Here is a 24,849-nt window from a genome sequence, read left to right on the forward strand (position 1 = left end):
AACGATCTGCGCTGTGGAAAGGGGCCCTTCGGGGCCCTTTTCTTTTGGGCTGGTTAAAAGTTGACACCCTCAGGGGGCATCCGTACAATTGCGCCTCCCTCGAACGGGCGTAGTCCGTCTGTGGGAATTAGCAGCTTGGAATCTGAGGTCAAAATGCAAAACCAACAAATCCGTATTCGGTTGAAGGCTTTTGACCATCGCCTGATCGATCAATCTACCCAGGAAATCGTGGAAACCGCGAAACGTACTGGTGCTCAGGTGCGTGGTCCGATTCCTCTGCCTACTCGTAAGGAGCGGTATACCGTTCTGGTCTCTCCGCACGTCAACAAAGACGCGCGCGATCAGTACGAAATCCGCACTCATAAGCGTGTTCTGGACATCGTCCAGCCGACGGATAAAACCGTTGATGCGCTGATGAAGCTTGACCTTGCGGCAGGCGTGGAAGTGCAGATCAGCCTCGGCTAAAACCTGGCGGTTTTAGTCGTGTAACGCTCTGAAATGGGCGGCCATAGCGGGTGAAAGCCCCGTACACTCATGAGGTTTACAACATGACTATTGGTGTAGTCGGTCGTAAAGCGGGTATGACCCGTATTTTCACCGAAGAAGGTGTCTCCATTCCGGTTACGGTCATTGAGATCGAGCCGAATCGCGTCACCCAGTTTAAAACCGAAGAATCCGATGGCTATCGCGCAGTGCAAGTCACTGTCGGTGAGCGTCGTGCTTCGCGTGTCACAGCAGCTCAGGCTGGCCACTTCGCCAAGGCGAACGTCGCGGCAGGTCGTACCGTTATGGAGTTCCGTCTTGAAGAAGGCGACTACCAGGCTGGCGATCTGATCAACGCTGAAATTTTCCAAGCTGGTCAACTGGTGGATGTCACCGGTCAGTCCAAAGGTAAAGGCTTCGCCGGTACCATCAAGCGTTGGAACTTCCGCGGCCAGGACAACACTCACGGCAACTCCGTGTCCCACCGTGTTCCGGGTTCCATTGGCCAGTGCCAGACCCCGGGTCGCGTATTCAAGGGCAAGAAGATGTCCGGCCACATGGGTGCTGAGCGCGTTACCGTGCAGTCCCTGGAAGTCGTGCGCGTAGACGCCGAGCGTAACCTGCTGCTGGTCAAGGGTGCCGTTCCTGGCGCTACTGGCGGCGACGTTATCGTTCGTCCGGCTGCCAAGGCGTAAGGGGAGAATCTGAGATGCAATTGAATGTAAATGGCGCTCAGGCGATCGAAGTGTCCGAAGCGACCTTCGGTGGCGAGTTCAACGAGACTCTGGTTCACCAGGCAGTCGTGGCCTATATGGCTGGCGGTCGTCAGGGCACCAAAGGTCAGAAGTCCCGTTCCGACGTTTCCGGTGGCGGCAAGCGCCCCTGGCGTCAGAAGGGCACTGGTCGTGCTCGTGCTGGTACCACTCGTGGTCCGATCTGGCGTGGCGGTGGTGTGACCTTCGCAGCGTCCACCCGCAACCATGATCAAAAGCTGAACAAGAAGATGTACCGCGCAGCACTGCGCTCCATTCTTGCTGAGCTGGTTCGTACCGACCGTCTGGTCGTGGTCGAAGACTTCGCCGTTGACGCGCCGAAGACCAAGACCCTGCTGGCCAAACTCAATGGCCTGGGCCTGACCGACGTGCTGATCGTATCCGACGCTGTCGATGAGAACCTGTACTTGGCTGCCCGCAACCTGCCGCACGTTGATGTACGCGACGTTCAGGGTTCCGATCCGGTCAGCCTGATCGCGTACGAGAAGGTGCTGGTCACCGTTTCGGCCGTGAAGAAATTCGAGGAGCTGCTGGGATGAACCAGGAACGCGTATTCAAAGTGCTGCTTGGCCCGCACATCTCCGAGAAGGCCACGGTTCTGGCTGACAAGCAAGGTCAGTTCGTTTTCAAAGTCGCTACCGATGCGACCAAGCTGGAAATCAAGAAGGCTGTCGAAGGCCTGTTCAACGTGAAGGTTGAGCGCGTTACTACTCAGAACGTTCTGGGTAAGAGCAAGCGCACCGCTCGCGGTCTGGGCAAGCGTAACGACTGGAAGAAGGCAGTTATCTCCCTTCAGCCGGGCCAAGAACTCGATTTCACCAGCAGTGCTGAGTAAGGAAGGGGTGCATCATGGCAATCGTTAAATGCAAACCGACTTCCGCTGGCCGCCGTTTTGTGGTCAAGGTGGTCAATCAGGAGCTGCACAAAGGCGCTCCGTACGCTCCGCTGCTCGAGAAGAAGTCGAAGTCCGGTGGTCGTAACAACAATGGTCGTATCACTACCCGTCATATCGGTGGTGGTCACAAGCAGCATTACCGTCTGGTCGACTTCCGTCGCAACGACAAAGATGGCATCCCTGCCACTGTCGAGCGCGTGGAATACGATCCGAACCGTACTGCTCACATCGCTCTGCTGAAGTATGCCGACGGTGAGCGTCGCTACATCATCGCCCCGAAAGGCGTGGTAGCTGGCGATCAGCTGGTAGCCGGCATCATGGCGCCGATCAAGCCGGGCAACAGCCTGCAGCTGCGCAACATTCCGGTAGGTTCGACCGTTCACGGTATCGAGCTGAAGCCGGGTAAAGGTGCTCAGATCGCTCGTTCCGCTGGTGCTTCCGCTCAGCTGATCGCACGTGAAGGTGCCTATGTGACTCTGCGTCTGCGCTCCGGCGAAATGCGCAAAGTCCTTTCCGAGTGCCGTGCGACCCTGGGCGAAGTCTCGAACTCCGAGCACAGCCTGCGTTCGCTGGGTAAGGCCGGTGCCAAGCGCTGGCGCGGTGTTCGTCCGACCGTTCGTGGTGTTGCCATGAACCCGGTTGATCACCCGCACGGTGGTGGTGAGGGTCGTACCTCCGGTGGTCGTCATCCGGTGTCGCCATGGGGCTTCCCGACCAAGGGCGCGAAAACCCGTGCTAACAAGCGCACCGACAACATGATCGTCCGTCGTCGCAAGTAAATAGAGGGATACGACAGTGCCACGTTCTCTGAAAAAAGGTCCTTTTATCGATCTTCACCTACTGAAGAAGGTCGAAGCGGCGGTGGAAAAGGGCGAGCGCAAACCGGTTAAAACCTGGTCGCGTCGTTCCATGATCCTGCCGCAGATGGTCGGTCTGACCATCGCTGTGCATAACGGTCGTCAGCATGTCCCGGTCCTCGTGAACGAAGACATGGTCGGCCACAAACTGGGCGAATTTGCCGGCACGCGTACCTATCGTGGTCACGTTGCCGACAAGAAAGGCAAGCGTTAAGGGGTTTGGAAATGGAAGTAGCCGCTAAGTTGTCGGGCGCTCGCATCTCCGCCCAGAAAGCTCGCCTGGTCGCCGACCAGATCCGCGGGAAGAAGGTGGGCGAAGCGCTCAACCTGCTGGCTTTCAGCAGCAAGAAAGCCGCCGAGATCATGAAGAAAGTGCTGGAGTCGGCCGTTGCCAACGCCGAGCACAACGAAGGCGCAGACGTTGATGACCTGAAGGTCAGCACCGTTTTCGTCAACGAAGGGCGTTCGCTTAAGCGCATCATGCCGCGTGCCAAAGGCCGTGCTGATCGCATCGTCAAGCGGTCTTGCCATATCACTGTCAAGGTTGCGGACAAGTAACGGAGTCGATCAGATGGGTCAGAAAGTACATCCCGTTGGCATCCGCCTGGGAATCGTCAAGGATCACACTTCGGTTTGGTATGCAGATGGTCGCACTTACGCCGACTACCTGAACGCCGACCTGAAGGTTCGTGCATACCTGCAAGACAAACTAAAAAGCGCGTCCGTTAGCCGTATCGACATCGCTCGCCCGGCTCAAACCGCACGCATCACCATCCACACCGCTCGTCCCGGCATCGTGATCGGCAAGAAAGGTGAAGATGTTGAGAAGCTGCGTCAGGACCTGACCAAGCAAATGGGTGTGCCGGTGCACATCAACATCGAAGAGATCCGCAAGCCGGAGCTCGACGGTATGCTGGTTGCACAGAGCGTAGCTCAGCAGCTGGAGCGCCGCGTAATGTTCCGTCGCGCCATGAAGCGCGCCGTACAGAACGCCATGCGTATTGGTGCCAAGGGCATCAAGATCCAGGTGAGTGGTCGTCTTGGTGGCGCTGAAATCGCCCGGACCGAATGGTATCGCGAAGGTCGTGTGCCGCTGCACACCCTGCGCGCTGATATCGATTACGCCACCTACGAAGCGCACACCACTTACGGTGTGATCGGCGTCAAGGTTTGGATCTTCAAGGGTGAGGTCATTGGTGGCCGCACTGAAGAGCTGAAGCCGCAAGCGCCCGCTCCTCGTAAAGCTGCTAAGAAATAAGGAGTACGCATCATGTTGCAACCAAAGCGTACGAAGTTCCGCAAGCAGATGACCGGCCACAACCGTGGTCTGGCTCAGCGCGGTAGCAAAGTCAGCTTCGGCGAGTTCGCGCTGAAGTCTGTTGCCCGCGGTCGTCTCACCGCTCGTCAGATCGAGTCCGCTCGTCGTGCTCTGACCCGTCACGTTAAGCGTGGCGGCAAGATCTGGATCCGCGTCTTCCCGGACAAACCGGTTACCAAGAAGCCTCTCGAAGTGCGTATGGGTAAAGGTAAGGGTGGCGTTGAATACTGGGTAGCCCAGATCCAGCCAGGCAAAGTCCTGTACGAGATCGAAGGCGTATCCGAAGAGCTGGCGCGCGAGGCATTTGCCCTGGCTGCTGCAAAGCTGCCGCTCGCCACCACCTTTGTTAAGCGGACGGTGATGTGATGAAAGCGACCGAACTTCGTGAAAAAAGCGCACAACAGCTGAACGAGCAACTGCTCGAGCTGCTGCGCGACCAGTTCAATCTGCGTATGCAGAAGGCAACTGGCCAGCTGGGGCAGTCTCACCTGCTCTCGCAAGTGAAGCGCGACATCGCTCGCGTCAAGACTGTCCTCAGCCAGCAGGCAGGTAAGTGATCATGGCCGAAGTTGAAAAAACAGTCCGTACGCTGACCGGCCGTGTTGTCAGCGACAAGATGGACAAGACCATCACCGTTCTGATCGAGCGTCGCGTCAAGCACCCGATCTACGGTAAATACGTCAAGCGTTCGACCAAACTGCACGCTCACGACGAAACCAACCAGTGCAAGATCGGCGACAAGGTTTCCATTCGCGAAACCCGTCCGCAGTCCAAGACCAAGTCCTGGGCTCTGGTTGAAGTCGTTGAACGCGCCGTCGAAGTCTAAGAGCTAGGGGTCGGAGAAATTTTATGATTCAGACTCAATCCATGCTCGATGTGGCTGACAACAGCGGTGCACGTCGCGTCATGTGCATCAAGGTGCTGGGCGGCTCGCATCGTCGCTACGCCGGCATCGGCGACATCATCAAGGTCACCGTCAAGGAAGCAATTCCGCGCGGCAAAGTGAAGAAAGGTCAGGTCATGACCGCAGTGGTCGTTCGTACCCGTCACGGCGTTCGCCGTGCCGATGGTTCGATCATTCGCTTCGACGGCAACGCTGCTGTTCTGCTGAACAACAAGCAAGAGCCGATCGGCACCCGTATCTTCGGGCCAGTGACCCGTGAACTTCGTTCCGAGAAGTTCATGAAGATCGTCTCGCTCGCCCCTGAAGTGCTTTAAGGAGATCCGACATGCAAAAGATTCGTCGTGACGACGAGATCATCGTGATCGCCGGCAAAGACAAAGGTAAGCGCGGTAAGGTGCTCAAGGTTCTCGCTGACGACCGTCTGGTCGTCGGTGGCATCAACCTGGTGAAGCGCCACACCAAGCCGAACCCGATGTCGGGCGTTCAAGGCGGTATCGTCGAGAAAGAAGCGCCGCTGCACGCTTCCAACGTTGCCATCTTCAACTCTGAGACCAACAAGGCTGACCGCGTTGGCTTCAAGACCGAAGACGGCAAGAAAATTCGTGTCTTCAAGTCCACCCAGAAGCCGGTTGGCGCTTGAGAATCCGTAGGTAAATACCATGGCACGACTGAAAGAGATTTACCGGAAGGAAATCGCGCCCAAGCTGAAGGAAGAACTGAAGCTGGCGAACGTGATGGAAGTTCCGCGCATCACCAAGATCACCCTGAACATGGGCCTGGGCGAAGCGATCGGTGACAAGAAAATCATCGAAAACGCTGTAGCCGACCTCGAGAAGATCACCGGTCAGAAAGTCGTTGTGACTCATGCCCGTAAGTCGATCGCTGGTTTCAAGGTTCGTGAAGGCTGGCCGATTGGCGTCAAGGTCACTCTGCGTCGCGAGCGTATGTACGAGTTCCTGGATCGTCTGCTGTCCATCTCCCTGCCGCGCGTGCGTGACTTCCGCGGTCTGAATGCCAAGTCCTTCGATGGCCGTGGCAACTACAGCATGGGCGTGAAAGAGCAGATCATCTTCCCGGAAATCGATTACGACAAGATCGATGCGCTGCGTGGTCTGGACATCACCCTGACTACCACTGCCCGTAACGATGATGAAGGCCGCGCTCTGCTGCGTGCTTTCAACTTCCCGTTCCGCAACTGATCGGAGTCCTGGACAATGGCCAAGACAAGCATGAAGAACCGCGAGCTGAAGCGTCAGCAAACGGTTGCCAAGTACGCCAAGAAGCGTGCCGAGCTGAAAGCCACCATCGCTAATCCGAACACCAGTCCGGAAGCGCGTTGGGAAGCCCAAGTCGCTCTGCAGAAGCAACCACGTGACGCCAGCGCCTCGCGCCTGCGTAACCGTTGCCGCATCACCGGCCGTCCGCACGGCGTTTACCGCAAGTTCGGTCTGTCGCGTAACAAGCTGCGCGAAGCCGCCATGCGCGGTGACGTACCAGGCCTGGTGAAAGCCAGCTGGTAATCAGCGCAAGCTGAAAAGCAGAGCCGGCCTTGTGCCGGCTTTGCCTTTTATTGAACAAGCCCCTTTTGGGGCTTGATTCATTTTTGATCGGTCTCTAGAATGTCCGGCTCTCCTGAGCCTGGTATTTCCATGCCGAGCTTTTGGATGATCCCACAGCCTTCGGGCTGTTCTTTTTGTATCAGGAGCGTCTAGCCCATGAGTATGCAGGACCCGTTAGCGGACATGCTAACTCGTATCCGTAATGCCCAGATGGCTGAAAAGTCCGTCGTAAGCATGCCTTCTTCCACTCTGAAGGTAGCAGTAGCCAAAGTTCTGAAAGACGAAGGTTATATTGCGGGTTATGAAGTCAATGGTGAAGCCAAGCCACAACTGTCCATCGAGCTGAAGTACTTCGAAGGCCGTCCGGTCATCGAGGAAGTCAAGCGCGTGAGCCGTCCTGGCCTTCGTCAATACAAATCCGTCGATGACCTGCCGAAGGTTCGCGGCGGTCTCGGTGTTTCCATCGTCTCCACCAACAAAGGTGTGATGACGGATCGCGCTGCGCGCGCTGCCGGTGTCGGCGGCGAAGTGCTCTGCACCGTGTTCTAAGGGGGGATAAGCATGTCTCGCGTTGCTAAGAACCCCGTTGTGCTGCCATCCGGTGTCGAGGTCAAACTCGCCGGTCAGCAGCTCTCGGTCAAGGGTGCCAAGGGCGCTCTGGAACTGAATGTTCACTCGTCCGTGGAAGTGATCCAGGAAGGCTCCGAGCTGCGTTTCGCTGCTCGCAATGGCGATCAGCAAAATCGCGCCATGGCCGGCACTACTCGTGCTCTGGTCAACAACATGGTCATCGGTGTCAGCCAAGGCTTCGAGCGTAAGCTGCAACTGGTCGGCGTGGGCTACAAAGCTCAAGCCAAAGGTCAGGTGCTGAACCTCGCACTGGGCTTCTCCCACCCGATCGACTACGAACTGCCGGAAGGCGTCGTGGCCGAAACCCCTAACCAGACCGAGATCCTGATCAAGGGTATCGACAAGCAACTGGTGGGTCAGGTGGCTGCGGAAATCCGTGACTTCCGTCGTCCTGAGCCCTACAAGGGCAAAGGCGTTCGTTACGCGGATGAAGTTGTCCGTCGTAAAGAAGCCAAGAAGAAGTAAGGGGCTGAAAAATGACCGACAAAAAAGTTACTCGTCTGCGTCGCGCTCGCAAAGCACGCCTGAAAATGCACGAGCTCGAAGCCGTGCGTCTGTGCGTGTACCGCTCTTCGCAGCACATCTACGCCCAGGTCATCTCGGCCGACGGCAGCAAGGTTCTGGCCAGCGCCTCTACCTTGGACAAAGCACTGCGTGATGGCGCCACCGGCAACGTCGACGCAGCCAAGAAGGTTGGTGCGCTGGTTGCTGAGCGTGCGAAAGCCGCTGGTGTAACCCAGGTGGCATTCGACCGTTCTGGCTTCAAGTACCACGGCCGCGTCAAGGCGCTGGCTGATGCTGCTCGTGAAGGCGGGCTGGAGTTCTAAGTTATGGCAAATAACGACCAAAAGCGCGACGAAGGCTACATCGAGAAGCTGGTTCAGGTTAACCGCGTTGCCAAGACCGTAAAGGGTGGCCGTATCTTCACCTTCACCGCGTTGACCGTGGTAGGTGATGGCAAGGGTCGCGTCGGCTTCGGCCGTGGCAAGTCCCGCGAAGTTCCTGCTGCCATCCAGAAGGCGATGGAAGCTGCTCGTCGCAACATGATCCAAGTTGATCTGAACGGCACCACTCTGCAGTACCCGGTCAAGTCCGCTCATGGCGCCTCCAAGGTGTACATGCAGCCGGCCTCCGAAGGTACCGGTATCATCGCCGGCGGCGCCATGCGTGCCGTTCTGGAAGTGGCTGGTGTGCAGAACGTTCTGGCCAAGTGCTACGGCTCGACCAACCCGGTGAACGTGGTTAACGCCACCTTCAAGGGTCTGAAGACCATGCAGTCTCCAGAGTCCGTTGCAGCCAAGCGTGGCAAGAGCGTCGAGGAGATTCTCTAACCATGGCTAATACCGTCAAAGTGACTCTGATCAAGAGCACCAATGGCCGTCTGGCCAATCACAAAGCTTGCGTCAAGGGCCTGGGCCTGCGTCGCATCGGTCACACCGTAGAGGTTCTGGATACTCCGGAAAACCGCGGCATGATCAACAAGGCTTACTACCTGCTGAAGGTGGAGGGTTAATCATGCAACTGAACGATCTGCGTTCCGCGCCGGGTGCCCGTCGCGAGAAGCACCGTCCGGGCCGTGGCATCGGTAGCGGTCTGGGTAAGACTGGTGGCCGTGGTCACAAAGGTCAGACCTCCCGCTCCGGTGGCTCCATCGCTCCGGGCTTCGAGGGTGGTCAGCAGCCGCTGCACCGCCGTCTGCCGAAGTTCGGCTTCGTCTCCCTGAAGGCTATGGATCGCGCCGAAGTGCGTACCTCCGAGCTGAACAAGGTAGAGGGTGTTGTAACTCTGCAGGCTCTGAAGGATGCCAATCTGGTTGGTCATCACGTACAGCGTGTGAAAGTCATGCTGTCCGGTGAGGTTACCCGTGCGGTCACCCTTAAAGGTATCGCCGCCACCAAAGGTGCGCGTGCGGCTATCGAAGCAGCTGGCGGTAAGTTCGAGGACTAAATGGCTAAGCAAGGTGCTCTCTCAGCGCTGGCAGGTGGCGGGTTGTCCGAACTCTGGGCTCGTCTGCGCTTCCTGTTCCTGGCGATCATCGTCTACCGGATAGGTGCGCACATCCCGGTTCCTGGCATCAACCCAGACCGACTGGCGGATCTGTTCCGGCAGAATGAGGGGACCATTCTTAGCTTGTTCAACATGTTTTCCGGCGGCGCGCTGGAGCGGATGAGCATCTTTGCACTGGGGATCATGCCGTACATCTCGGCATCGATCATCATGCAACTGATGACCGCCGTCAGCCCGCAGCTGGAGCAGTTGAAGAAGGAAGGTGAAGCTGGCCGTCGCAAGATAAGCCAGTACACCCGCTACGGCACTCTCGTCCTGGCATTTGTTCAAGCCATCGGCATGGCCGTTGGTTTGGGTAGCCAGGGCGTAGCGTTCTCGGTCGATTTCGGCTTCCACTTCGTGGCGGTTACCACTTTTGTGGCGGGCGCGATGTTCATGATGTGGCTGGGCGAGCAGATCACCGAGCGCGGTGTCGGCAACGGTATCTCGATGCTGATTTTTGCTGGCATCGTGGCCGGTCTGCCGTCGGCGATCGGGCAGTCTTTCGAGTCTGCTCGTCAGGGCGATATCAACATCTTCGCTCTGATCGCCATCGGCCTGCTGGCAGTAGCGATCATCGGTTTCGTGGTGTTCATTGAGCGTGGCCAGCGTCGCATTGCGGTGCACTACGCCAAGCGTCAGCAGGGCCGCAAGGTCTTCGCTGCGCAGACCAGCCACCTGCCGTTGAAGGTGAACATGGCGGGCGTAATCCCGGCCATTTTCGCCAGCAGCCTTCTGCTGTTCCCGGCCTCGCTGGGTGCCTGGTTTGGTCAGTCCGAGGGTCTGGGCTGGCTGCAGGACATTTCGCAGGCTATCGCTCCTGGTCAGCCGTTGAACATTCTGCTGTTTAGTGCAGGGATCATTTTCTTCTGCTTCTTCTACACAGCGCTGATGTTCAACCCGAAAGACGTAGCGGAAAACCTGAAGAAGTCCGGTGCCTTTATTCCGGGCATCCGTCCGGGCGAGCAGTCGGCACGCTATATCGATGGCGTTCTGACCCGCTTGACCATGTTCGGTGCTCTGTACATGACGGCCGTGTGCCTGCTGCCCCAGTTTCTGGTGGTTGCGGCCAACGTTCCGTTCTACCTTGGCGGGACCTCGTTGCTGATCGTGGTCGTGGTTGTCATGGACTTCATGTCCCAAGTGCAATCTCACCTCGTGTCTCACCAGTACGATTCCCTGATGAAGAAAGCCAACCTGAAGGGTTATGGCAGCGGCATGCTCCGCTGATCCACCCGTAAGGTTCGAGGAGTTGGTAATGAAAGTTCGTGCATCGGTGAAAAAGCTGTGCCGTAACTGCAAAATTATCCGTCGCGAAGGTGTCGTGCGGGTGATCTGCAGCGCAGAGCCGCGTCACAAGCAGCGCCAAGGCTGAGTGTGAACCACGCGTGATAAGCCCGGCAGCTAGTGCGCTGCCGGGTTGATTATTTGTTTTTACAGCGTTAATATCTCGCGCCCTATTTCTTGGCTTCCGGGGCGTAGGTAGCTGTCAATTGGAGTTCCACTGAATGGCCCGTATTGCAGGCGTTAACATTCCGGATAACAAGCACACTGTTATCTCGTTGACCTACATCTTCGGTGTTGGTCGCACCACTGCACAGAGCATCTGTGCCGCTGCTGGCGTAAACCCGGCTGCGAAAATCAAGGATCTGACTGACGAGCAGATCGAACAGCTGCGTGGCGAAGTAGCCAAGGTGAATACCGAAGGCGACCTGCGTCGTGAAGTGAATATGAAGATCAAGCGCTTGATGGATCTGGGTTGCTACCGCGGCCTGCGCCATCGTAAAGGTCTGCCGGTTCGCGGTCAGCGCACCAAGACCAACGCTCGCACCCGTAAGGGCCCGCGTAAGCCGATCCGCAAGTAATCGCATTCGCGAATCGACAGGAATTTAGTCATGGCAAAACCTGCTGCTCGTACTCGTAAGAAAGTCAAAAAGACGGTGGTTGATGGCATCGCCCACATCCACGCGTCTTTCAACAACACCATCGTGACCATTACCGACCGTCAGGGTAACGCCCTGTCCTGGGCTACCTCTGGTGGTTCGGGTTTCCGCGGCTCGCGTAAGTCCACTCCGTTCGCTGCCCAGATCGCCGCCGAGCGCGCTGGTCAGGCTGCACTGGAGTATGGCCTGAAGAACCTCGACGTTAACGTCAAGGGCCCGGGTCCAGGTCGCGAATCTGCCGTGCGTGCGTTGAACGCCTGCGGCTACAAAATCGCCAGCATCACCGACGTGACGCCTATCCCGCACAACGGGTGCCGTCCGCCGAAGAAGCGTCGCGTGTAAACAGGAGACAGTGAGAAATGGCTCGTTACATTGGTCCCAAGTGCAAACTGTCTCGCCGTGAAGGCACCGATCTCTTCCTGAAGAGCGGTGTTCGCGCGCTTGAATCTAAGTGCAACATTGAAGCAGCTCCCGGTATCCACGGTCAGCGTCGCGGTCGTCAATCCGACTACGGCACCCAGCTGCGTGAGAAACAGAAAGTTCGTCGTATCTACGGCGTTCTGGAGCGTCAGTTCAGCGGTTACTACAAGCAAGCTGCCAGCCAGAAGGGCGCCACCGGCGAAAACCTGCTGCAACTGCTGGAGTGCCGTCTGGATAACGTGGTTTACCGTATGGGCTATGGTGCTACCCGCGCCGAATCCCGTCAGCTGGTTTCGCACAAAGCAATCAGCGTCAACGGTCAGACCGTAAACGTACCGTCCTACCAGGTAAAAGCTGGCGACGTCGTTGCTGTTCGCGAGAAATCGAAGAACCAGCTGCGCATCGCTCAGGCTCTTGAGCTCTGCGCCCAGCGCGGCCGTGTTGAGTGGGTAGAAGTAGACGCTGAGAAGAAGTCTGGTGTGTTCAAGAACGTACCGGCTCGTGGCGATCTGTCCGCTGACATCAACGAGAGCCTGATTGTCGAGCTCTACTCCAAGTAAGGGCTAGAAAATAGGTGCATCCATGCAGATTTCGGTAAATGAGTTCCTGACCCCCCGTCACATCGATGTGCAGGAGGTCAGTTCGACCCGCGCCAAGATCACCCTCGAGCCTCTCGAGCGTGGCTTTGGCCATACCCTGGGCAACGCGCTGCGTCGCATCCTGTTGTCCTCCATGCCTGGCTGTGCAGTAGTCGAGGCCGAGATCGACGGCGTACTCCACGAGTACTCCGCGATCGAAGGTGTGCAGGAAGATGTAATCGAGATCCTGCTCAACCTGAAAGGTCTGGCTATCAAGCTGCACGGCCGTGACGAAGTGACCCTGACTCTGGCTAAGAAGGGCCCGGGCGTAGTTACCGCTGCCGATATTCAGCTGGATCACGATGTCGAAATCGTCAATGGCGACCACGTAATCGCCAACCTGGCCGCCAATGGCTCGCTGAACATGAAGCTCACCGTAGCTCGTGGTCGCGGCTATGAGCCGGCTGACGCTCGTCAGAGCGATGAAGACGAGAGCCGCAGCATTGGTCGCTTGCAGCTGGATGCTTCGTTCAGCCCTGTGCGTCGGGTTGCTTACGTGGTGGAAAACGCCCGTGTCGAGCAGCGCACCAACCTGGACAAACTGGTTATCGACCTGGAAACCAACGGTACCCTGGATCCTGAAGAGGCTATCCGTCGTGCCGCGACCATCCTGCAGCAGCAGCTGGCCGCGTTCGTCGACCTCAAAGGTGACAGTGAGCCGGTGGTGGTCGAGCAGGAAGACGAGATCGATCCGATCCTGCTGCGTCCTGTCGATGACCTGGAACTGACCGTACGTTCGGCCAACTGCCTCAAGGCAGAGAACATCTACTACATCGGTGACCTGATTCAGCGCACCGAAGTAGAGCTGCTCAAAACCCCGAACCTGGGCAAGAAATCCCTGACCGAAATCAAGGATGTTCTGGCTTCTCGCGGTCTGTCCCTCGGTATGCGCCTCGACAACTGGCCGCCGGCAAGTCTGAAGAAAGACGATAAGGCCACTGCCTGATCGTCATCATCACCGAACGAACAAGTTTGGTAAGGAATTGAACCATGCGTCATCGTAAAAGTGGCCGTCACCTCAGCCGCACCAGCGCTCACCGCAAGGCCATGTTCCAGAACATGGCGGTCTCGCTGTTCGAGCACGAGCTGATCAAAACTACCCTGCCGAAAGCCAAGGAGCTGCGTCGCGTTGCCGAGCCGCTGATCACCCTGGCCAAGGAAGACAGCGTTGCCAACCGTCGTCTGGCCTTCGACCGTACCCGTTCGAAAGCCATCGTCGGCAAGCTGTTCAACGATCTGGGCAAGCGCTACGCCACCCGTAACGGCGGCTACCTGCGCATCCTCAAGTGCGGCTTCCGCGCTGGTGACAACGCTCCGATGGCTTACGTTGAACTGGTTGACCGTCCGGTCGGCGGTTCGGTAGAAGCTGCCGAGTAAGTTGCTGTTTGTACAAGAAACCGGGCCTAGTGCCCGGTTTTTTGTTGCCTGAAATAACGCCCCGGGCGCAGCTTCTTGGCTGTTTTCAGCGGCCGCGGCTGCGTTGCCGCACAGTTGGGCCTCACGAAAGAAAATAACTATCGCGTCGTTACGCTTCATGAATTGGTTTGCCTGACAAAGCAGGTCTAGGCTTGTCCCATTGTTGGTCGCACTCGCTGCGGCCGACCCGATGAGGAGAAGGAGAGAACCATGTCGAATCAAGGCAAATGTCCGTTCAACCACGTAGCGGGTGGCGGCACGACCAATAAAGATTGGTGGCCTAATCAGCTGCGTGTGGATCTGCTGAATCAGCACTCGGACCGATCCAATCCGCTAGGCGAGCAATTCAACTACGCCGAAGCGTTCAAGAAGCTCGACTACAAGGCGCTCAAGGCCGATCTGGTCAAGCTGATGACCGATAGCCAGGACTGGTGGCCGGCCGACTTCGGTCACTACGGCCCGCAGTTCATCCGTATGGCCTGGCACTCCGCCGGCACCTATCGCACTACCGACGGCCGTGGCGGTGGTGGCCGTGGTCAGCAGCGTTTCGCGCCGCTCAACTCCTGGCCGGATAACGTCAACATCGACAAGTCGCGGCGCCTGCTGTGGCCCATCAAGCAGAAGTACGGCCAGTCGATTTCCTGGGCTGACCTGTACATCCTGGCCGGTAACGTCGCGCTGGAGTCGATGGGCTTTCGCACCTTCGGTTTCGCCGGTGGCCGGGAAGACGTGTGGGAACCGGATCAGGACGTCAACTGGGGCGCCGAAGTCTCCTGGCTGGGTGTCGATCCCAAGCGTGTCAACGACGATCGTGAGCTGACTGCACCGTTTGGCGCCACCCACATGGGCCTGATCTACGTGAACCCGGAAGGCCCCAACGCCAGTGGTGACTACCTGGCTGCGGCCAAGGACATTCGCGCAACCTTCTACCGCATGGCCATGGATGACGAGGAAATCGTTGCCTTGATCGCGGGTGGTCATACCTTCGGCAAATGCCACGGTGCTGCTCCCGAGTCGCACAAGGGCCCCGAGCCGGAAGGCGCGCCGATCGAGGCGCAAGGTCTGGGCTGGACCAGCAACTTCGGCAGTGGCTCTGGCAAGGACACCGTGTCCAGCGGCCTGGAAGTGACCTGGACGAAGACGCCAGCGCAGTGGAGCAACAACTTCTTCGAGAACCTGTTCGGTTTCGAGTGGGAGCTGACCCAGTCGCCAGCCGGCGCCAAGCAGTGGGTGGCCAAGGATGCGCCGGACATCATCCCGGACGCCCATGTGCCGGGTAAATTCCACAAGCCGACCATGCTCACCACTGACCTGACCATGCGTTTCGACCCGGAGTTCGGCAAGATCTCCAGGCGCTTCCATGACGATCCGCAGGCTTTCGCCGACGCCTTCGCCCGCGCCTGGTACAAGCTGACCCACCGTGACATGGGGCCGAAAGCCCGTTACCTCGGCCCGGAAGTGCCGAAAGAAGACCTGATCTGGCAAGACCCGCTGCCCGCAGCCACGCACAACCCGAGTGCCGTAGATATCGCTGACCTGAAGGCGAAGATTGCGGCCTCCGGTCTGTCTGTCGGTGATCTGGTGTCCGTGGCCTGGGCTTCGGCCTCGACCTTCCGTGGTGGCGACAAGCGTGGCGGCGCCAACGGTGCGCGCCTGGCCCTGGCGCCGCAGAAGGACTGGGCGGTCAACCAGCGGGCGCTCAAGGTGCTGCCGAAACTGGTGGATATCCAGCAGGCGTCGGGCAAGGCATCGCTGGCCGATGTGATCGTGCTGGCGGGTAATGTCGGTGTCGAACTGGCAGCCAAGGCTGCTGGTGTCGTGGTGGATGTCCCCTTCGCTGCCGGCCGCGTCGACGCGCGTCAGGATCAGACCGATGTCGAATCCTTCGATGTGCTGGAACCGGTTGCCGATGGTTTCCGCAACTACAGCAAGGGCAACCTGGGTGTGCCCACCGAGGCCATGCTGGTGGACAAGGCGCAGCTGCTGACCCTGACGGCTCCTGAGCTGACCGCGCTGGTCGGTGGTCTGCGTGTGCTGGGTGCCAACCACGATGGTGGTCAGCATGGTGTGTTCACCGACAAGGTCGGGGTGCTCTCCAACGACTTCTTCGTCAACCTGCTGGATATGGGCATCGCCTGGAAGGCGGCCGATGACAGCAACGAAGTCTTCGAAGGACGTACACGCAAGGACGGCCAGGTGAAGTACACCGCTACCCGTAACGACCTGGTGTTCGGCTCGAACTCCATCCTGCGTGCCTACGCTGAGGTCTATGCCAGTGCCGACGGTAAGCAAAAGCTGGTCAAGGACTTCGTCGAGGCCTGGACCAAGGTGATGAACCTGGATCGTTTCGATCTGGCCTGAACCTGACTCGCGCACCCCTGGTGCGTCGCTGAACCGCAGCGCCTCCCTCGTGGAGGCGTTGTGCTTTTGCTTGACCGAGCCTTACGTCAGGCGGAGCATTGCACCCTGTTCACGAATGCAACAAGGAAAGCCGGCATGAAAGGCCATACCGAAGTCATCGACTATCTCAAACATCTGCTCAAGGGTGAGCTGGCCGCGCGTGACCAGTACTTCATCCATTCGCGGCTGTACGAGGACTGGGGCTTCAGCAAGCTCTACGAGCGCATCAACCACGAGATGGAAGAAGAAACCCAGCACGCCGATGCACTGCTCAAGCGCATCATCTTCCTCGAGGGTGTGCCGGACATGGCGCCCAATACCTTCAAGTACGGGCAGACCGTGCCGCAGGCATTGAAGCTCGATCTCGACCTGGAATACGAGGTGCGTGCAGCCCTCAGCAAGGGCATCGAGTTGTGCGAGAAGCACCAGGATTATCAGAGCCGCGATATCCTCCTGACGCAGCTCAAGGACACCGAAGAAGACCACGCCTACTGGCTGGAGATTCAGCTGCAGCTGATCGACAAGCTGGGTTTGGAGAAATACCTGCAAAGCCAGATGTAAAGCAGGCTGGTGATGAAAGAGCCCCGCATGTGCGGGGCTCTTTCGTTTCAGGCGCGGTCACGTTCCAGCAGCGGTTTGAGGAAGTGTCCGGTGTGCGATGCCGGATTGTCCGCCACTTCTTCCGGCGTGCCGGTGGCAATGATCATGCCGCCCTTGGAGCCGCCCTCCGGGCCGAGATCCACCAGCCAGTCGGCGGTCTTGATCACGTCCAGGTTGTGCTCGATCACCACCACGGTATTGCCGTGATCGCGCAGGCGGTGCAGCACGTCGAGCAGCTGCTGGATATCGGCGAAGTGCAGGCCGGTGGTCGGCTCGTCGAGGATGTACAGGGTCTTGCCGGTGTCGCGCTTGGACAGTTCGCGGCTCAGCTTGACCCGCTGCGCCTCGCCACCGGACAGGGTGGTCGCCGATTGGCCCAGCTTGATATAGGACAGGCCCACATCCATCAGCGTCTGCAGCTTGCGGGCGATGGCGGGCACCGCATCGAAGAAGGTGCGGGCGTCTTCGATGGTCATGTCCAGCACTTCGGTGATGCTCTTGCCCTTGTACTTCACTTCCAGGGTTTCACGGTTGTAGCGCTTGCCCTTGCACACGTCGCAGGGCACGTAGATGTCCGGCAGAAAGTGCATCTCCACCTTGATCACGCCGTCGCCCTGGCAGGCCTCGCAGCGCCCGCCCTTGACGTTGAAGCTGAAACGGCCCGGGCCATAGCCGCGCGAACGCGACTCCGGGACGCCGGCGAACAGCTCGCGGATCGGTGTGAACAGGCCGGTGTAGGTGGCCGGGTTGGAGCGTGGCGTACGGCCGATCGGGCTCTGGTCGATGTCCACCACCTTGTCCAGATGCTGCAGGCCGTCGAACGAATCGTGCGGGGCCGCCTCCAGAGTGGTGGCACCGTTGAGCGCGGTGGCGGTGATCGGAAACAGGGTGTTGTTGATCAGCGTCGACTTGCCCGAGCCAGACACGCCGGTGACGCAGGTGAGCAGGCCGACCGGAATCTCCAGGTCGACCTTGCGCAGGTTGTTGCCACGGGCACCCTTGAGCTTCAGCGACTTCTTCTTGTCGCGCGGGGTACGGGTCGCCGGGTACTGGATCTTCTTGCGCCCAGAGAGGTAGCTGCCAGTCAGCGACTTGGGGTCAGCCATGACCTGATCCGGTGTGCCCTGGGAGACGATCTGCCCACCATGCACGCCGGCACCCGGGCCGATGTCCACGACATAGTCGGCCAGACGAATGGCGTCCTCGTCATGTTCGACCACGATCACCGTGTTGCCCAGGTTGCGCAGGTGGGTGAGGGTGCCCAGCAGGCGCTCGTTGTCGCGCTGGTGCAGGCCGATGGACGGCTCGTCGAGGATGTACATGACGCCGACCAGGCCTGCACCGATCTGACTGGCGAGGCGGATGCGCTGCGCCTCGCCGCCGGACAGGGTGTCGGCGCTGCGGTCGAGGGTCAGGTAGTCGAGGCCGACGTTGACCAGGAACTGCAGGCGCTCGCGAATTTCCTTGAGAATCTTCTCGGCGATCTCGCCACGCCGCCCCGTCAGGTGCAGCTCGCCGAAGTAGTCGCAGGCATCGCCCACCGGTAGGCCGGTGACTGCAGGCAGGGTCTTTTCGCCGACCCAGACGTGCCGCGCCTCGCGGCGCAGGCGAGTGCTGCGGCAGTCCGGGCAGGGCTGAGTGCTGAGGAACTTGGCCAGCTCCTCGCGCACGCTGGCCGACTCGGTCTCGCGGTAGCGGCGCTCGAGGTTGGGGACGATGCCCTCGAAGGGGTGCGAGCGTTTGACGATATCGCCACGGTCGTTGAGGTATTTGAAGTCGACGCTCTGCGTGCCGCTGCCGAACAGGATCACCTTCTGATGCTCGGCCGCCAGTTCGTCGAACGGCTCTTCCAGGCTGAAACCGTAGTGGCTCGAGAGCGAGCCGAGCATCTGGAAGTAGTAAACGTTGCGCCGGTCCCAGCCGCGAATGGCGCCTTCGGCCAGGGTCAGCTCGCCGTTGACCAGGCGCTTGGTGTCGAAGAACTGCTTCACCCCCAGGCCGTCACAGGTCGGGCAGGCGCCTGCCGGGTTGTTGAAGGAGAACAGCTTGGGTTCCAGCTCGCTGATCGAGTGGCCGCAGTGCGGGCAGGCGAAGCGCGCGGAGAAGATGATCTCGTCGCCCGGCTCATCGTCCATCGGTGCGATCAGGGCGATACCGTCGGCCAGGCCGAGCGCGGTCTCGAAGGATTCGGCCAGGCGCTGTTGCAGGTCTTCGCGCACCTTGAAGCGGTCCACCACCACGTCGATGGAGTGCTTCTTCTGTTTATCCAGCTTGGGCAGCTCGTCCAGCTCATGCAGCTTGCCGTTGACGCGGGCGCGGACGAAACCCTGGGCGCGCAGCTCTTCGAACACCGACAGGTGTTCGCCCTTGCGCTCGCGGATGACCGGCGCCAGCAGCATCAGCTTGCGGCCTTCAGGCAGGGCCAGCACCTGATCGACCATCTGGCTGACGGTCTGCGCTTCCAGCGGTACGTCGTGATCCGGGCAGCGTGGCGTGCCGACGCGGGCATAGAGCAGGCGCAGGTAGTCGTAGATCTCGGTGATGGTGCCGACGGTCGAGCGCGGGTTGTGCGAGGTGGATTTCTGTTCGATGGAAATCGCTGGGGACAGGCCCTCGATGGTGTCGACGTCCGGCTTCTCCATCATCGACAGGAACTGCCGTGCGTAGGCCGACAGGGACTCGACGTAGCGGCGTTGACCTTCCGCATAGAGGGTGTCGAAGGCCAGTGAGGACTTGCCGGAGCCGGACAGGCCGGTAATCACGATCAGTTTGTCGCGCGGCAGGGTCAGGTCGATGTTCTTGAGGTTGTGGGTTCGGGCCCCACGGATCAGAATCTTGTCCACTTAAAACAGGCCTCGCTGGGCGGGCGGAAAACCGTCGAGTATAGGGCTTGCGGCTACCCTGCGGCAAAGTGTGCGCCTGTGCCGAAGCGAGCGCTGCTGCTAGAATCGCCGGCTGATTTCCTCAGGGTTTATTCGATGCACGATCCGCACAGCGAGCGCATGAGCAGTAGCGAGACCCGCGCGGCCGGCGGCCTGGCCATGGTCTTCGCGTTTCGTATGCTAGGCATGTTCATGGTGCTACCGGTGCTGGCCACCTACGGCATGGATCTGGCCGGCAGCACGCCGGCACTGATCGGCCTGGCCATCGGCGCCTACGGCTTGACCCAGGCCATGTTGCAGATTCCCTTCGGCATCATCAGCGACCGCATCGGTCGACGCCCGGTGATCTATGTCGGCCTGCTGATCTTCGTCGCCGGCAGCGTGCTGGCGGCCAATGCCGACTCCATCTGGGGCGTGATCGCCGGGCGCGTGCTGCAGGGCGCTGGAGCCATTTCGGCAGCGGTGATGGCGCTGTTGTCGGACCTGACCCGCGAACAGCACCGCACCAAGGCGATGGCCATGATCGGCATGAGCATCGGTCTGTCGTTCGCCGTGGCCATGGTGGTCGGCCCGCTGCTGACTCGCGCATTCGGCCTGTCCGGTCTGTTCTGGGCGACTGCGGGGATGGCGCTGCTGGGCATGCTGATCGTGGTCGGCGTGGTGCCCAAGGATGCCGGGCCGCTGCAGCATCGGGAGTCCGGCGTGGCGGCGCAGGCGCTATGGCCGACCCTGAAGCATGGTGACCTGTTGCGTCTGGACTTCGCCATCCTGGCCCTGCATGCGGTGCTCATGGCCAGTTTCGTGGCCTTGCCGCTGGCGCTGGTGGAAGAGGGCGGGCTGGTCAAGGAGGAGCACTGGTGGGTCTACCTGACCGCGCTGCTGGTCGGTTTCTTCGGCATGGTGCCGTTCATCATCTATGGCGAGAAGAAGCGCCAGATGAAGCGTGTGCTGCTCGGCGCCGTCAGCGTATTGCTGGCCTGTGAGCTTTACTTTGCCCTGTTCGGCCATAGCCTGCGGGCGCTGGTGCTGGGCATCGTGGTGTTCTTCACCGCGTTCAACCTGCTCGAGGCTTCGCTGCCGTCGCTGGTCAGCAAGGTAGCGCCAGCGGGTGGCAAGGGCACGGCGATGGGGGTCTATTCCACCAGCCAGTTCCTCGGCGCAGCGCTGGGCGGCATTCTCGGCGGCTGGCTTTACCAGCACGTCGGTCTGGGCGGGGTGTTCATCGGCTGCGCCGTGCTCTGTGCAATTTGGCTGGCCATTGCTGTTACTATGCGCGAACCGCCGTACGTGACCAGTTTGCGCCTGCCGCTCGATGCCGCGGCACTGGCCGATGTCGGACTGGTCGAACGCCTCAAGGCGACGCCGGGAGTGGCGGACGCCGTGGTGGTGGTCGATGAAGCGGCCATCTATATCAAAGTCGATACCCAACAAGTGGATCGCACGACGCTGGAAAGCCTGATCACATCGGCACCAGTGGCGTGCCGAGTCTAGGAGAACGTTATGGCCCGTGGGGTTAACAAAGTCATTCTGGTCGGTACCTGCGGCCAGGACCCGGAAACTCGCTACCTGCCTAGCGGCAACGCAGTCACCAACCTGAGCCTGGCCACCAGCGAGCAGTGGACCGACAAGCAGACCGGGCAGAAGGTCGAGAAGACCGAATGGCACCGTGTCGCCCTGTTCGGCAAGGTCGCCGAGATCGCCGGCGAGTACCTGCGCAAGGGTTCGCAGGTGTACATCGAAGGCAAACTGCAGACCCGCGAGTGGGAAAAAGACGGCATCAAGCGTTACACCACCGAGATCATCGTCGACATGCAGGGCACCATGCAGCTGCTGGGCGGCCGTCCGAGCGGTGACGACAGCGGTGCTCCGCGTCAATCGCGCCCGGCACCGCAGCGTGAACCGCAGCAGCAGGCGCCGCGTCAGGAACGTCCGGCTCCGCAGCAGGCCCAGCCAGCGCCTGACTACGACAGCTTCGATGACGATATCCCGTTCTAAGCGCGTGATACCGAGCTGATACGAAAACCCCGAGCTGGCCTCGGGGTTTTTCTTTATGGCTTCAGATCAGGCCTTCGGCCTTGAGCGCCTCGATCACTTTCGGGCGTGCCGCGATGCGCGCGCGGTAGGCCTGCAGGCTCGGCCACGGCTCAAGGGAGACGCCAACCATGCCGGCCCAGCCCAGCACGGTGAACAGATAACCATCGGCTACGGTGAAATGCTCACCCAGCAGGTATTCGCGCTCCCCCATCTCCGTCACGAGCCAGTTCAGGCGCTTGCTCAACAGCGCCTTGGCCGCGGCTTTCCAGTCTTCGCTCTGGGCCGGGTTGAACAGGCTGCCCATCGGTTTGTGCAGTTCTGTGGAGATGAAGCTCAGCCAGCTCTGCAGCTGGTAGCGCGCTTCGCTGCCATTGGCTGGCGCCAGGCCGCTTTCAGGCCTGAGGTCGGCGATGTACTGCACGATGGCCGCGCCTTCGGTCAGCACCTTGCCGTTGTCCAGCGCCAGGGCGGGGACATAGCCCTTGGCGTTGATCTGGGTGAAGTCGGCGCCCGACTCGGTGCGCTTGGTTTGAAGGTCGACTGCTTCCATCTCGAAGGTGATGCCGGCTTCGCGCAGGGCGATGTGTGGCGAAAGGGAGCAGGCGCCGGCTTTGTAGTAGAGCTTCATGTGAGATTCCTTGTGGGGTGGCAGGTGTACGCGAAGGAGCTTACTCTTGGCTTTCTTTTCGGCAAGTACCTACCTTTGGGTAAGTTTTGGAGGCGCTTCGATGGCCGATGATTTTCGCCCCGGCAATGTATTCAGTGGCGTCTGCCCGGCGCGGCATGTGCTGACGGTGATTGCCGACAAGTGGTCGCTGCTGCTGATTCATGCCCTGGCTCACGGCGGTGTGCTGCGTACTGCCGAGCTGCGCCGTCGCGTCGAGGGTATATCGGAGAAAATGCTGATTCAGACGCTGCGCCGCCTCGAGCGCTTCGGCCTGGTGTCACGCCAGGCTCATGCCGAGGTGCCGCCACGTGTGGAATATGCGCTGACCTCTCTGGGGCATTCGTTGAGCGAGCCGATTCGGGCGCTCGATCATTGGGTGGAAAGCCATGTCGCCGAGATCGCCCGGGCGCAGCAGGTTTTCGATCAGGCCAATGCTCCGGCTCCTGCCGAGCCTTCGGGCGTGATTGCAGGGTGACGGCTCAGGGTAAAACCAGCAGAATATCGGCCATCGTGGCCGCCATACCGGCAGGCAGAACAATTCTGGAGTCACCCGAACCACCATGCGTATGCGCCTGATGCTGCTGGGCGGCGGTAGTGCCCTGGGGCAAGCGCTGATCCGCCTCGGTGCCGAGGAAGATATCGGCTTCCTGGCGCCGCGCCCGCCGCAAGAGGGCTGGGACGCCGCCAACCTCACCGAGCTGCTCGACGATACCCGCCCGGATGCACTGGTCAATCTGGCCTATTACTTCGACTGGTTCCAGGCCGAGTCGGTGGCCGAGTCGCGCCTGCAGACCCAGGAGCGTGCGGTGGAGCGGCTGGCCGAACTGTGCCAGCACCACTCCATCGTGTTGCTGCAGCCATCGAGCTACCGGGTTTTCGATGGCGCGCGGGTCACTGCCTACAGCGAAAAGGAGGAGCCGCTGCCCCTGGGACTGCGTGGCCAGGCGCTGTGGCGTCTGGAGCAGAGCGTGCGGGCGATCTGTCCACGGCATGTGCTGCTGCGCTTCGGTCTGCTGCTCGATGACAGTCGTGATGGTCTGTTGGGGCGCTTTTTGCAGCGCGCCGAGCGCGATGAGATGCTTTATCTCGCCGATGACCGGCGTGGCAATCCCACGCCGGTGGACGATGCCGCGCGGGTGATTCTAGCGGTGCTCAAGCAGCTCGACTGCGAGTCGCCCTTGTGGGGCACCTATCATTACGGCGGCCACGAGGCCAGCACCTCGTTGAGCCTGGGGCAGGCGGTGCTGACCGAGGCGCGTCACTATCGCAGCAATCTGGTCGAGGATGTCGCGCCGCAGGCGCACGCCGCTCGCCCGGACGCTGCGGATGAGCCGCAACATGCGGTGTTGGCCTGCAAGAAGATTCTTCACACCTTCGGTATCAAGCCGCGCGCCTGGCGCTCCGGTCTGCCGAGCCTACTGGATCGTTATTACCGTCATGGCTGAATTTCTCGTAACAGGTGGTGCGGGTTTCATCGGTTCAAACCTGGTCGACGCCTTGCTGGCCGCAGGTCACTCGGTGCGTGTGCTGGACAACCTGTCCATGGGCAAGCGCAGCAACCTGCCTCTGGACAATCCGCGCTTGCGTTTCATCGAGGGCGACGTCGCCGATGCCGAGGTGGTCGCGCAGGCGGTCGCGGGTTGTGCGGGGGTGGCGCATCTGGCTGCCGTGGCCTCGGTGCAGGCTTCGGTGGATGATCCGGTGTCCACTCACCAGAGCAACTTCATTGGCACCCTGAACCTCTGCGAGGCCATGCGTCAGCATGGCGTGCGGCGCGTGGTTTACGCCTCCAGTGCGGCTATCTATGGCAACAACGGCGAGGGCGTGGCAATCGATGAAGCGACCGCCAAGGCGCCGTTGACGCCTTATGCATCCGACAAGTTGGCGGGCGAGCACTATCTGGATTTCTATCGCCGCCAGCATGCCCTGGAGCCGGCGGTGTTTCGCTTCTTCAATATCTTCGGTCCGCGCCAGGATCCGTCATCGCCGTACTCCGGCGTGATCAGCATCTTCACTCAGCGCGCGCAGCAAGGGCTGCCGATCAGCGTCTTCGGTGATGGCGAACAGACCCGCGATTTCTTCTACGTTGGCGATCTGGTCGTGCTGTTGATGCAGGCGTTGCTCAATGAGCAGGTGGTGAGTGACCCGGTCAACGTGGGCTGGAGTCAGGCCGTCAGCCTCAATCAGCTGCTGACCGAGATCGGCGCGCTGTGTGGTGGCCTGCCGCAGGTGACGCACCTGCCGGCGCGCGCGGGTGATATCCGTCACTCGCGTGCCGACAATACGCGCTTGCAGGCGCATTACCGCCTGCCGCAGCAGACCCCGTTGCGCGAGGGTTTGCGGCAGTTGCTCGGCTTGTGAATCGAGCCCATGAAAAAGCCGGC

General features: G+C 60.1%; 37 protein-coding genes. 35 read left to right on the forward strand and 2 right to left on the reverse strand.

Annotation, left to right across the window (positions count from 1 at the left end; genetic code table 11):
• The first annotated feature begins 153 nt into the window (after nt 1-153).
• From rpsJ to bfr, 30 genes are all read left to right on the forward strand, one after another.
• Nucleotides 154-465 (forward strand): 30S ribosomal protein S10, encoded by a 312-nt coding sequence (rpsJ, locus tag PCLY_RS16400; RefSeq protein WP_003463313.1) that lies wholly within the window; start codon nt 154-156, stop codon nt 463-465.
• A gap of 83 nt (nt 466-548) precedes the next feature.
• Nucleotides 549-1,178 (forward strand): 50S ribosomal protein L3, encoded by a 630-nt coding sequence (rplC, locus tag PCLY_RS16405; protein WP_061240712.1) that lies wholly within the window; start codon nt 549-551, stop codon nt 1,176-1,178.
• A 14-nt stretch (nt 1,179-1,192) separates the two neighbouring features.
• The gene (rplD, locus tag PCLY_RS16410; RefSeq protein WP_036999711.1) at nt 1,193-1,795 is read left to right on the forward strand and encodes a 50S ribosomal protein L4; all 603 of its coding nucleotides are present in this window, start codon (nt 1,193-1,195) and stop codon (nt 1,793-1,795) included.
• Entirely contained in the window at nt 1,792-2,091 is a 300-nt protein-coding gene (rplW, locus tag PCLY_RS16415; protein ID WP_061240713.1) for a 50S ribosomal protein L23, read from the forward strand. Before rplD ends, rplW begins: the two co-directional genes overlap by 4 nt.
• A 14-nt stretch (nt 2,092-2,105) precedes the next feature.
• On the forward strand, nt 2,106-2,930 hold the full coding sequence (rplB, locus tag PCLY_RS16420; protein ID WP_061240714.1) for a 50S ribosomal protein L2: 825 nt from the start codon (nt 2,106-2,108) through the stop codon (nt 2,928-2,930).
• Between the two features lie 16 nt (nt 2,931-2,946).
• A complete protein-coding gene (gene rpsS / locus PCLY_RS16425; RefSeq protein WP_003463302.1) occupies nt 2,947-3,222 on the forward strand; it encodes a 30S ribosomal protein S19 in 276 nt (91 codons plus the stop codon).
• Between the two features lie 11 nt (nt 3,223-3,233).
• The gene (gene rplV / locus PCLY_RS16430; RefSeq protein WP_003103908.1) at nt 3,234-3,566 is read left to right on the forward strand and encodes a 50S ribosomal protein L22; all 333 of its coding nucleotides are present in this window, start codon (nt 3,234-3,236) and stop codon (nt 3,564-3,566) included.
• 13 nt (nt 3,567-3,579) lie between these two features.
• Nucleotides 3,580-4,266, forward strand: coding sequence for a 30S ribosomal protein S3 (gene rpsC, locus PCLY_RS16435; protein ID WP_017675617.1), 687 nt, complete (start codon nt 3,580-3,582; stop codon nt 4,264-4,266).
• A gap of 12 nt (nt 4,267-4,278) precedes the next feature.
• Nucleotides 4,279-4,692: a 50S ribosomal protein L16 gene (gene rplP, locus PCLY_RS16440; RefSeq protein ID WP_003243901.1), complete on the forward strand. Its 414-nt coding sequence runs from the start codon at nt 4,279-4,281 to the stop codon at nt 4,690-4,692.
• Nucleotides 4,692-4,883, forward strand: a complete 192-nt coding sequence (rpmC, locus tag PCLY_RS16445; protein WP_003243902.1) for a 50S ribosomal protein L29 — start codon at nt 4,692-4,694, stop codon at nt 4,881-4,883. The genes rplP and rpmC overlap by 1 nt, the downstream gene beginning before the upstream one ends.
• A 2-nt stretch (nt 4,884-4,885) precedes the next feature.
• Nucleotides 4,886-5,152 (forward strand): 30S ribosomal protein S17, encoded by a 267-nt coding sequence (gene rpsQ, locus PCLY_RS16450; protein WP_061240715.1) that lies wholly within the window; start codon nt 4,886-4,888, stop codon nt 5,150-5,152.
• 23 nt (nt 5,153-5,175) lie between these two features.
• Nucleotides 5,176-5,544, forward strand: coding sequence for a 50S ribosomal protein L14 (rplN, locus tag PCLY_RS16455; protein ID WP_003243907.1), 369 nt, complete (start codon nt 5,176-5,178; stop codon nt 5,542-5,544).
• 11 nt (nt 5,545-5,555) lie between these two features.
• Complete coding sequence (rplX, locus tag PCLY_RS16460) at nt 5,556-5,870, forward strand: 50S ribosomal protein L24 (protein WP_017675615.1); 315 nt, start codon at nt 5,556-5,558, stop codon at nt 5,868-5,870.
• Between the two features lie 19 nt (nt 5,871-5,889).
• The gene (rplE, locus tag PCLY_RS16465) at nt 5,890-6,429 is read left to right on the forward strand and encodes a 50S ribosomal protein L5 (protein WP_017675614.1); all 540 of its coding nucleotides are present in this window, start codon (nt 5,890-5,892) and stop codon (nt 6,427-6,429) included.
• Between the two features lie 15 nt (nt 6,430-6,444).
• Nucleotides 6,445-6,750 carry a 30S ribosomal protein S14 gene (gene rpsN / locus PCLY_RS16470; protein WP_003463288.1) on the forward strand — a complete coding sequence of 102 codons (306 nt, stop codon included), beginning with the start codon at nt 6,445-6,447 and terminating at the stop codon, nt 6,748-6,750.
• 195 nt (nt 6,751-6,945) lie between these two features.
• Nucleotides 6,946-7,338, forward strand: a complete 393-nt coding sequence (gene rpsH, locus PCLY_RS16475; protein ID WP_003243915.1) for a 30S ribosomal protein S8 — start codon at nt 6,946-6,948, stop codon at nt 7,336-7,338.
• A 12-nt stretch (nt 7,339-7,350) separates the two neighbouring features.
• The gene (gene rplF / locus PCLY_RS16480; RefSeq protein WP_061240716.1) at nt 7,351-7,884 is read left to right on the forward strand and encodes a 50S ribosomal protein L6; all 534 of its coding nucleotides are present in this window, start codon (nt 7,351-7,353) and stop codon (nt 7,882-7,884) included.
• A gap of 11 nt (nt 7,885-7,895) precedes the next feature.
• The gene (gene rplR / locus PCLY_RS16485) at nt 7,896-8,246 is read left to right on the forward strand and encodes a 50S ribosomal protein L18 (protein ID WP_017675612.1); all 351 of its coding nucleotides are present in this window, start codon (nt 7,896-7,898) and stop codon (nt 8,244-8,246) included.
• A gap of 3 nt (nt 8,247-8,249) precedes the next feature.
• A complete protein-coding gene (gene rpsE / locus PCLY_RS16490; protein ID WP_061240717.1) occupies nt 8,250-8,750 on the forward strand; it encodes a 30S ribosomal protein S5 in 501 nt (166 codons plus the stop codon).
• 2 nt (nt 8,751-8,752) lie between these two features.
• Nucleotides 8,753-8,932, forward strand: a complete 180-nt coding sequence (rpmD, locus tag PCLY_RS16495) for a 50S ribosomal protein L30 (protein WP_003243922.1) — start codon at nt 8,753-8,755, stop codon at nt 8,930-8,932.
• A 2-nt stretch (nt 8,933-8,934) separates the two neighbouring features.
• Nucleotides 8,935-9,366 carry a 50S ribosomal protein L15 gene (gene rplO, locus PCLY_RS16500; protein ID WP_017675610.1) on the forward strand — a complete coding sequence of 144 codons (432 nt, stop codon included), beginning with the start codon at nt 8,935-8,937 and terminating at the stop codon, nt 9,364-9,366.
• A complete protein-coding gene (gene secY / locus PCLY_RS16505; RefSeq protein ID WP_061240718.1) occupies nt 9,367-10,695 on the forward strand; it encodes a preprotein translocase subunit SecY in 1,329 nt (442 codons plus the stop codon).
• Between the two features lie 28 nt (nt 10,696-10,723).
• Complete coding sequence (gene rpmJ, locus PCLY_RS16510; RefSeq protein WP_002555468.1) at nt 10,724-10,840, forward strand: 50S ribosomal protein L36; 117 nt, start codon at nt 10,724-10,726, stop codon at nt 10,838-10,840.
• Nucleotides 10,841-10,973: 133 nt separating this feature from the next.
• The gene (rpsM, locus tag PCLY_RS16515) at nt 10,974-11,330 is read left to right on the forward strand and encodes a 30S ribosomal protein S13 (RefSeq protein ID WP_061240719.1); all 357 of its coding nucleotides are present in this window, start codon (nt 10,974-10,976) and stop codon (nt 11,328-11,330) included.
• A 30-nt stretch (nt 11,331-11,360) separates the two neighbouring features.
• A complete protein-coding gene (gene rpsK, locus PCLY_RS16520; RefSeq protein WP_003243933.1) occupies nt 11,361-11,750 on the forward strand; it encodes a 30S ribosomal protein S11 in 390 nt (129 codons plus the stop codon).
• A gap of 17 nt (nt 11,751-11,767) precedes the next feature.
• Nucleotides 11,768-12,388, forward strand: a complete 621-nt coding sequence (gene rpsD, locus PCLY_RS16525; protein WP_061240720.1) for a 30S ribosomal protein S4 — start codon at nt 11,768-11,770, stop codon at nt 12,386-12,388.
• Between the two features lie 22 nt (nt 12,389-12,410).
• Complete coding sequence (locus PCLY_RS16530; protein ID WP_061240721.1) at nt 12,411-13,412, forward strand: DNA-directed RNA polymerase subunit alpha; 1,002 nt, start codon at nt 12,411-12,413, stop codon at nt 13,410-13,412.
• Nucleotides 13,413-13,456: 44 nt separating this feature from the next.
• Nucleotides 13,457-13,843, forward strand: coding sequence for a 50S ribosomal protein L17 (gene rplQ, locus PCLY_RS16535; RefSeq protein WP_003243945.1), 387 nt, complete (start codon nt 13,457-13,459; stop codon nt 13,841-13,843).
• Between the two features lie 249 nt (nt 13,844-14,092).
• Entirely contained in the window at nt 14,093-16,243 is a 2,151-nt protein-coding gene (gene katG / locus PCLY_RS16540; protein WP_061240722.1) for a catalase/peroxidase HPI, read from the forward strand.
• A gap of 135 nt (nt 16,244-16,378) precedes the next feature.
• Complete coding sequence (gene bfr / locus PCLY_RS16545; RefSeq protein ID WP_061240723.1) at nt 16,379-16,843, forward strand: bacterioferritin; 465 nt, start codon at nt 16,379-16,381, stop codon at nt 16,841-16,843.
• A gap of 47 nt (nt 16,844-16,890) precedes the next feature.
• On the opposite strand, the gene uvrA is transcribed toward bfr, so the two are convergent.
• Nucleotides 16,891-19,725 carry an excinuclease ABC subunit UvrA gene (uvrA, locus tag PCLY_RS16550; RefSeq protein ID WP_061240724.1) on the reverse strand — a complete coding sequence of 945 codons (2,835 nt, stop codon included), beginning with the start codon at nt 19,723-19,725 and terminating at the stop codon, nt 16,891-16,893.
• A gap of 135 nt (nt 19,726-19,860) precedes the next feature.
• Here uvrA and PCLY_RS16555 point away from each other — a divergent pair, with 135 nt between their 5' ends.
• Complete coding sequence (locus PCLY_RS16555) at nt 19,861-21,255, forward strand: MFS transporter (protein ID WP_061240725.1); 1,395 nt, start codon at nt 19,861-19,863, stop codon at nt 21,253-21,255.
• Between the two features lie 9 nt (nt 21,256-21,264).
• Entirely contained in the window at nt 21,265-21,759 is a 495-nt protein-coding gene (locus PCLY_RS16560) for a single-stranded DNA-binding protein (protein ID WP_061240726.1), read from the forward strand.
• A 61-nt stretch (nt 21,760-21,820) separates the two neighbouring features.
• On the opposite strand, the gene gstA is transcribed toward PCLY_RS16560, so the two are convergent.
• Nucleotides 21,821-22,426: a glutathione transferase GstA gene (gene gstA, locus PCLY_RS16565; RefSeq protein ID WP_061240727.1), complete on the reverse strand. Its 606-nt coding sequence runs from the start codon at nt 22,424-22,426 to the stop codon at nt 21,821-21,823.
• Between the two features lie 100 nt (nt 22,427-22,526).
• On the opposite strand from gstA, the gene PCLY_RS16570 reads away from it, so the two are divergent.
• From PCLY_RS16570 to PCLY_RS16580, 3 genes are all read left to right on the forward strand, one after another.
• Complete coding sequence (locus PCLY_RS16570; RefSeq protein ID WP_061240728.1) at nt 22,527-22,940, forward strand: winged helix-turn-helix transcriptional regulator; 414 nt, start codon at nt 22,527-22,529, stop codon at nt 22,938-22,940.
• A gap of 85 nt (nt 22,941-23,025) precedes the next feature.
• Nucleotides 23,026-23,910 (forward strand): sugar nucleotide-binding protein, encoded by an 885-nt coding sequence (locus PCLY_RS16575; protein WP_061240729.1) that lies wholly within the window; start codon nt 23,026-23,028, stop codon nt 23,908-23,910.
• Nucleotides 23,903-24,826 carry an NAD-dependent epimerase/dehydratase family protein gene (locus PCLY_RS16580; protein WP_061240730.1) on the forward strand — a complete coding sequence of 308 codons (924 nt, stop codon included), beginning with the start codon at nt 23,903-23,905 and terminating at the stop codon, nt 24,824-24,826. The genes PCLY_RS16575 and PCLY_RS16580 overlap by 8 nt, the downstream gene beginning before the upstream one ends.
• Nucleotides 24,827-24,849: the final 23 nt, after the last annotated feature.

The sequence above is a fragment of the Ectopseudomonas composti genome, from assembly GCF_001567565.1.
Classification (GTDB): domain Bacteria; phylum Pseudomonadota; class Gammaproteobacteria; order Pseudomonadales; family Pseudomonadaceae; genus Aquipseudomonas; species Aquipseudomonas composti_A.

What these genes read in the sequence shown, in the direction of transcription:
- rpsJ (WP_003463313.1), top strand. Translation starts at nt 154, where the DNA reads ATGCAAAACCAACAAATCCGTATTCGGTTGAAGGCTTTTGACCATCGC.
- rplC (WP_061240712.1), top strand. Translation starts at nt 549, where the DNA reads ATGACTATTGGTGTAGTCGGTCGTAAAGCGGGTATGACCCGTATTTTC.
- rplD (WP_036999711.1), top strand. Translation starts at nt 1,193, where the DNA reads ATGCAATTGAATGTAAATGGCGCTCAGGCGATCGAAGTGTCCGAAGCG.
- rplW (WP_061240713.1), top strand. Translation starts at nt 1,792, where the DNA reads ATGAACCAGGAACGCGTATTCAAAGTGCTGCTTGGCCCGCACATCTCC.
- rplB (WP_061240714.1), top strand. Translation starts at nt 2,106, where the DNA reads ATGGCAATCGTTAAATGCAAACCGACTTCCGCTGGCCGCCGTTTTGTG.
- rplV (WP_003103908.1), top strand. Translation starts at nt 3,234, where the DNA reads ATGGAAGTAGCCGCTAAGTTGTCGGGCGCTCGCATCTCCGCCCAGAAA.
- rpsC (WP_017675617.1), top strand. Translation starts at nt 3,580, where the DNA reads ATGGGTCAGAAAGTACATCCCGTTGGCATCCGCCTGGGAATCGTCAAG.
- rplP (WP_003243901.1), top strand. Translation starts at nt 4,279, where the DNA reads ATGTTGCAACCAAAGCGTACGAAGTTCCGCAAGCAGATGACCGGCCAC.
- rpmC (WP_003243902.1), top strand. Translation starts at nt 4,692, where the DNA reads ATGAAAGCGACCGAACTTCGTGAAAAAAGCGCACAACAGCTGAACGAG.
- rpsQ (WP_061240715.1), top strand. Translation starts at nt 4,886, where the DNA reads ATGGCCGAAGTTGAAAAAACAGTCCGTACGCTGACCGGCCGTGTTGTC.
- rplN (WP_003243907.1), top strand. Translation starts at nt 5,176, where the DNA reads ATGATTCAGACTCAATCCATGCTCGATGTGGCTGACAACAGCGGTGCA.
- rplX (WP_017675615.1), top strand. Translation starts at nt 5,556, where the DNA reads ATGCAAAAGATTCGTCGTGACGACGAGATCATCGTGATCGCCGGCAAA.
- rplE (WP_017675614.1), top strand. Translation starts at nt 5,890, where the DNA reads ATGGCACGACTGAAAGAGATTTACCGGAAGGAAATCGCGCCCAAGCTG.
- rpsN (WP_003463288.1), top strand. Translation starts at nt 6,445, where the DNA reads ATGGCCAAGACAAGCATGAAGAACCGCGAGCTGAAGCGTCAGCAAACG.
- rpsH (WP_003243915.1), top strand. Translation starts at nt 6,946, where the DNA reads ATGAGTATGCAGGACCCGTTAGCGGACATGCTAACTCGTATCCGTAAT.
- rplF (WP_061240716.1), top strand. Translation starts at nt 7,351, where the DNA reads ATGTCTCGCGTTGCTAAGAACCCCGTTGTGCTGCCATCCGGTGTCGAG.
- rplR (WP_017675612.1), top strand. Translation starts at nt 7,896, where the DNA reads ATGACCGACAAAAAAGTTACTCGTCTGCGTCGCGCTCGCAAAGCACGC.
- rpsE (WP_061240717.1), top strand. Translation starts at nt 8,250, where the DNA reads ATGGCAAATAACGACCAAAAGCGCGACGAAGGCTACATCGAGAAGCTG.
- rpmD (WP_003243922.1), top strand. Translation starts at nt 8,753, where the DNA reads ATGGCTAATACCGTCAAAGTGACTCTGATCAAGAGCACCAATGGCCGT.
- rplO (WP_017675610.1), top strand. Translation starts at nt 8,935, where the DNA reads ATGCAACTGAACGATCTGCGTTCCGCGCCGGGTGCCCGTCGCGAGAAG.
- secY (WP_061240718.1), top strand. Translation starts at nt 9,367, where the DNA reads ATGGCTAAGCAAGGTGCTCTCTCAGCGCTGGCAGGTGGCGGGTTGTCC.
- rpmJ (WP_002555468.1), top strand. Translation starts at nt 10,724, where the DNA reads ATGAAAGTTCGTGCATCGGTGAAAAAGCTGTGCCGTAACTGCAAAATT.
- rpsM (WP_061240719.1), top strand. Translation starts at nt 10,974, where the DNA reads ATGGCCCGTATTGCAGGCGTTAACATTCCGGATAACAAGCACACTGTT.
- rpsK (WP_003243933.1), top strand. Translation starts at nt 11,361, where the DNA reads ATGGCAAAACCTGCTGCTCGTACTCGTAAGAAAGTCAAAAAGACGGTG.
- rpsD (WP_061240720.1), top strand. Translation starts at nt 11,768, where the DNA reads ATGGCTCGTTACATTGGTCCCAAGTGCAAACTGTCTCGCCGTGAAGGC.
- PCLY_RS16530 (WP_061240721.1), top strand. Translation starts at nt 12,411, where the DNA reads ATGCAGATTTCGGTAAATGAGTTCCTGACCCCCCGTCACATCGATGTG.
- rplQ (WP_003243945.1), top strand. Translation starts at nt 13,457, where the DNA reads ATGCGTCATCGTAAAAGTGGCCGTCACCTCAGCCGCACCAGCGCTCAC.
- katG (WP_061240722.1), top strand. Translation starts at nt 14,093, where the DNA reads ATGTCGAATCAAGGCAAATGTCCGTTCAACCACGTAGCGGGTGGCGGC.
- bfr (WP_061240723.1), top strand. Translation starts at nt 16,379, where the DNA reads ATGAAAGGCCATACCGAAGTCATCGACTATCTCAAACATCTGCTCAAG.
- PCLY_RS16555 (WP_061240725.1), top strand. Translation starts at nt 19,861, where the DNA reads ATGCACGATCCGCACAGCGAGCGCATGAGCAGTAGCGAGACCCGCGCG.
- PCLY_RS16560 (WP_061240726.1), top strand. Translation starts at nt 21,265, where the DNA reads ATGGCCCGTGGGGTTAACAAAGTCATTCTGGTCGGTACCTGCGGCCAG.
- gstA (WP_061240727.1), bottom strand. Translation starts at nt 22,426, where the DNA reads ATGAAGCTCTACTACAAAGCCGGCGCCTGCTCCCTTTCGCCACACATC.
- PCLY_RS16570 (WP_061240728.1), top strand. Translation starts at nt 22,527, where the DNA reads ATGGCCGATGATTTTCGCCCCGGCAATGTATTCAGTGGCGTCTGCCCG.
- PCLY_RS16575 (WP_061240729.1), top strand. Translation starts at nt 23,026, where the DNA reads ATGCGTATGCGCCTGATGCTGCTGGGCGGCGGTAGTGCCCTGGGGCAA.
- PCLY_RS16580 (WP_061240730.1), top strand. Translation starts at nt 23,903, where the DNA reads ATGGCTGAATTTCTCGTAACAGGTGGTGCGGGTTTCATCGGTTCAAAC.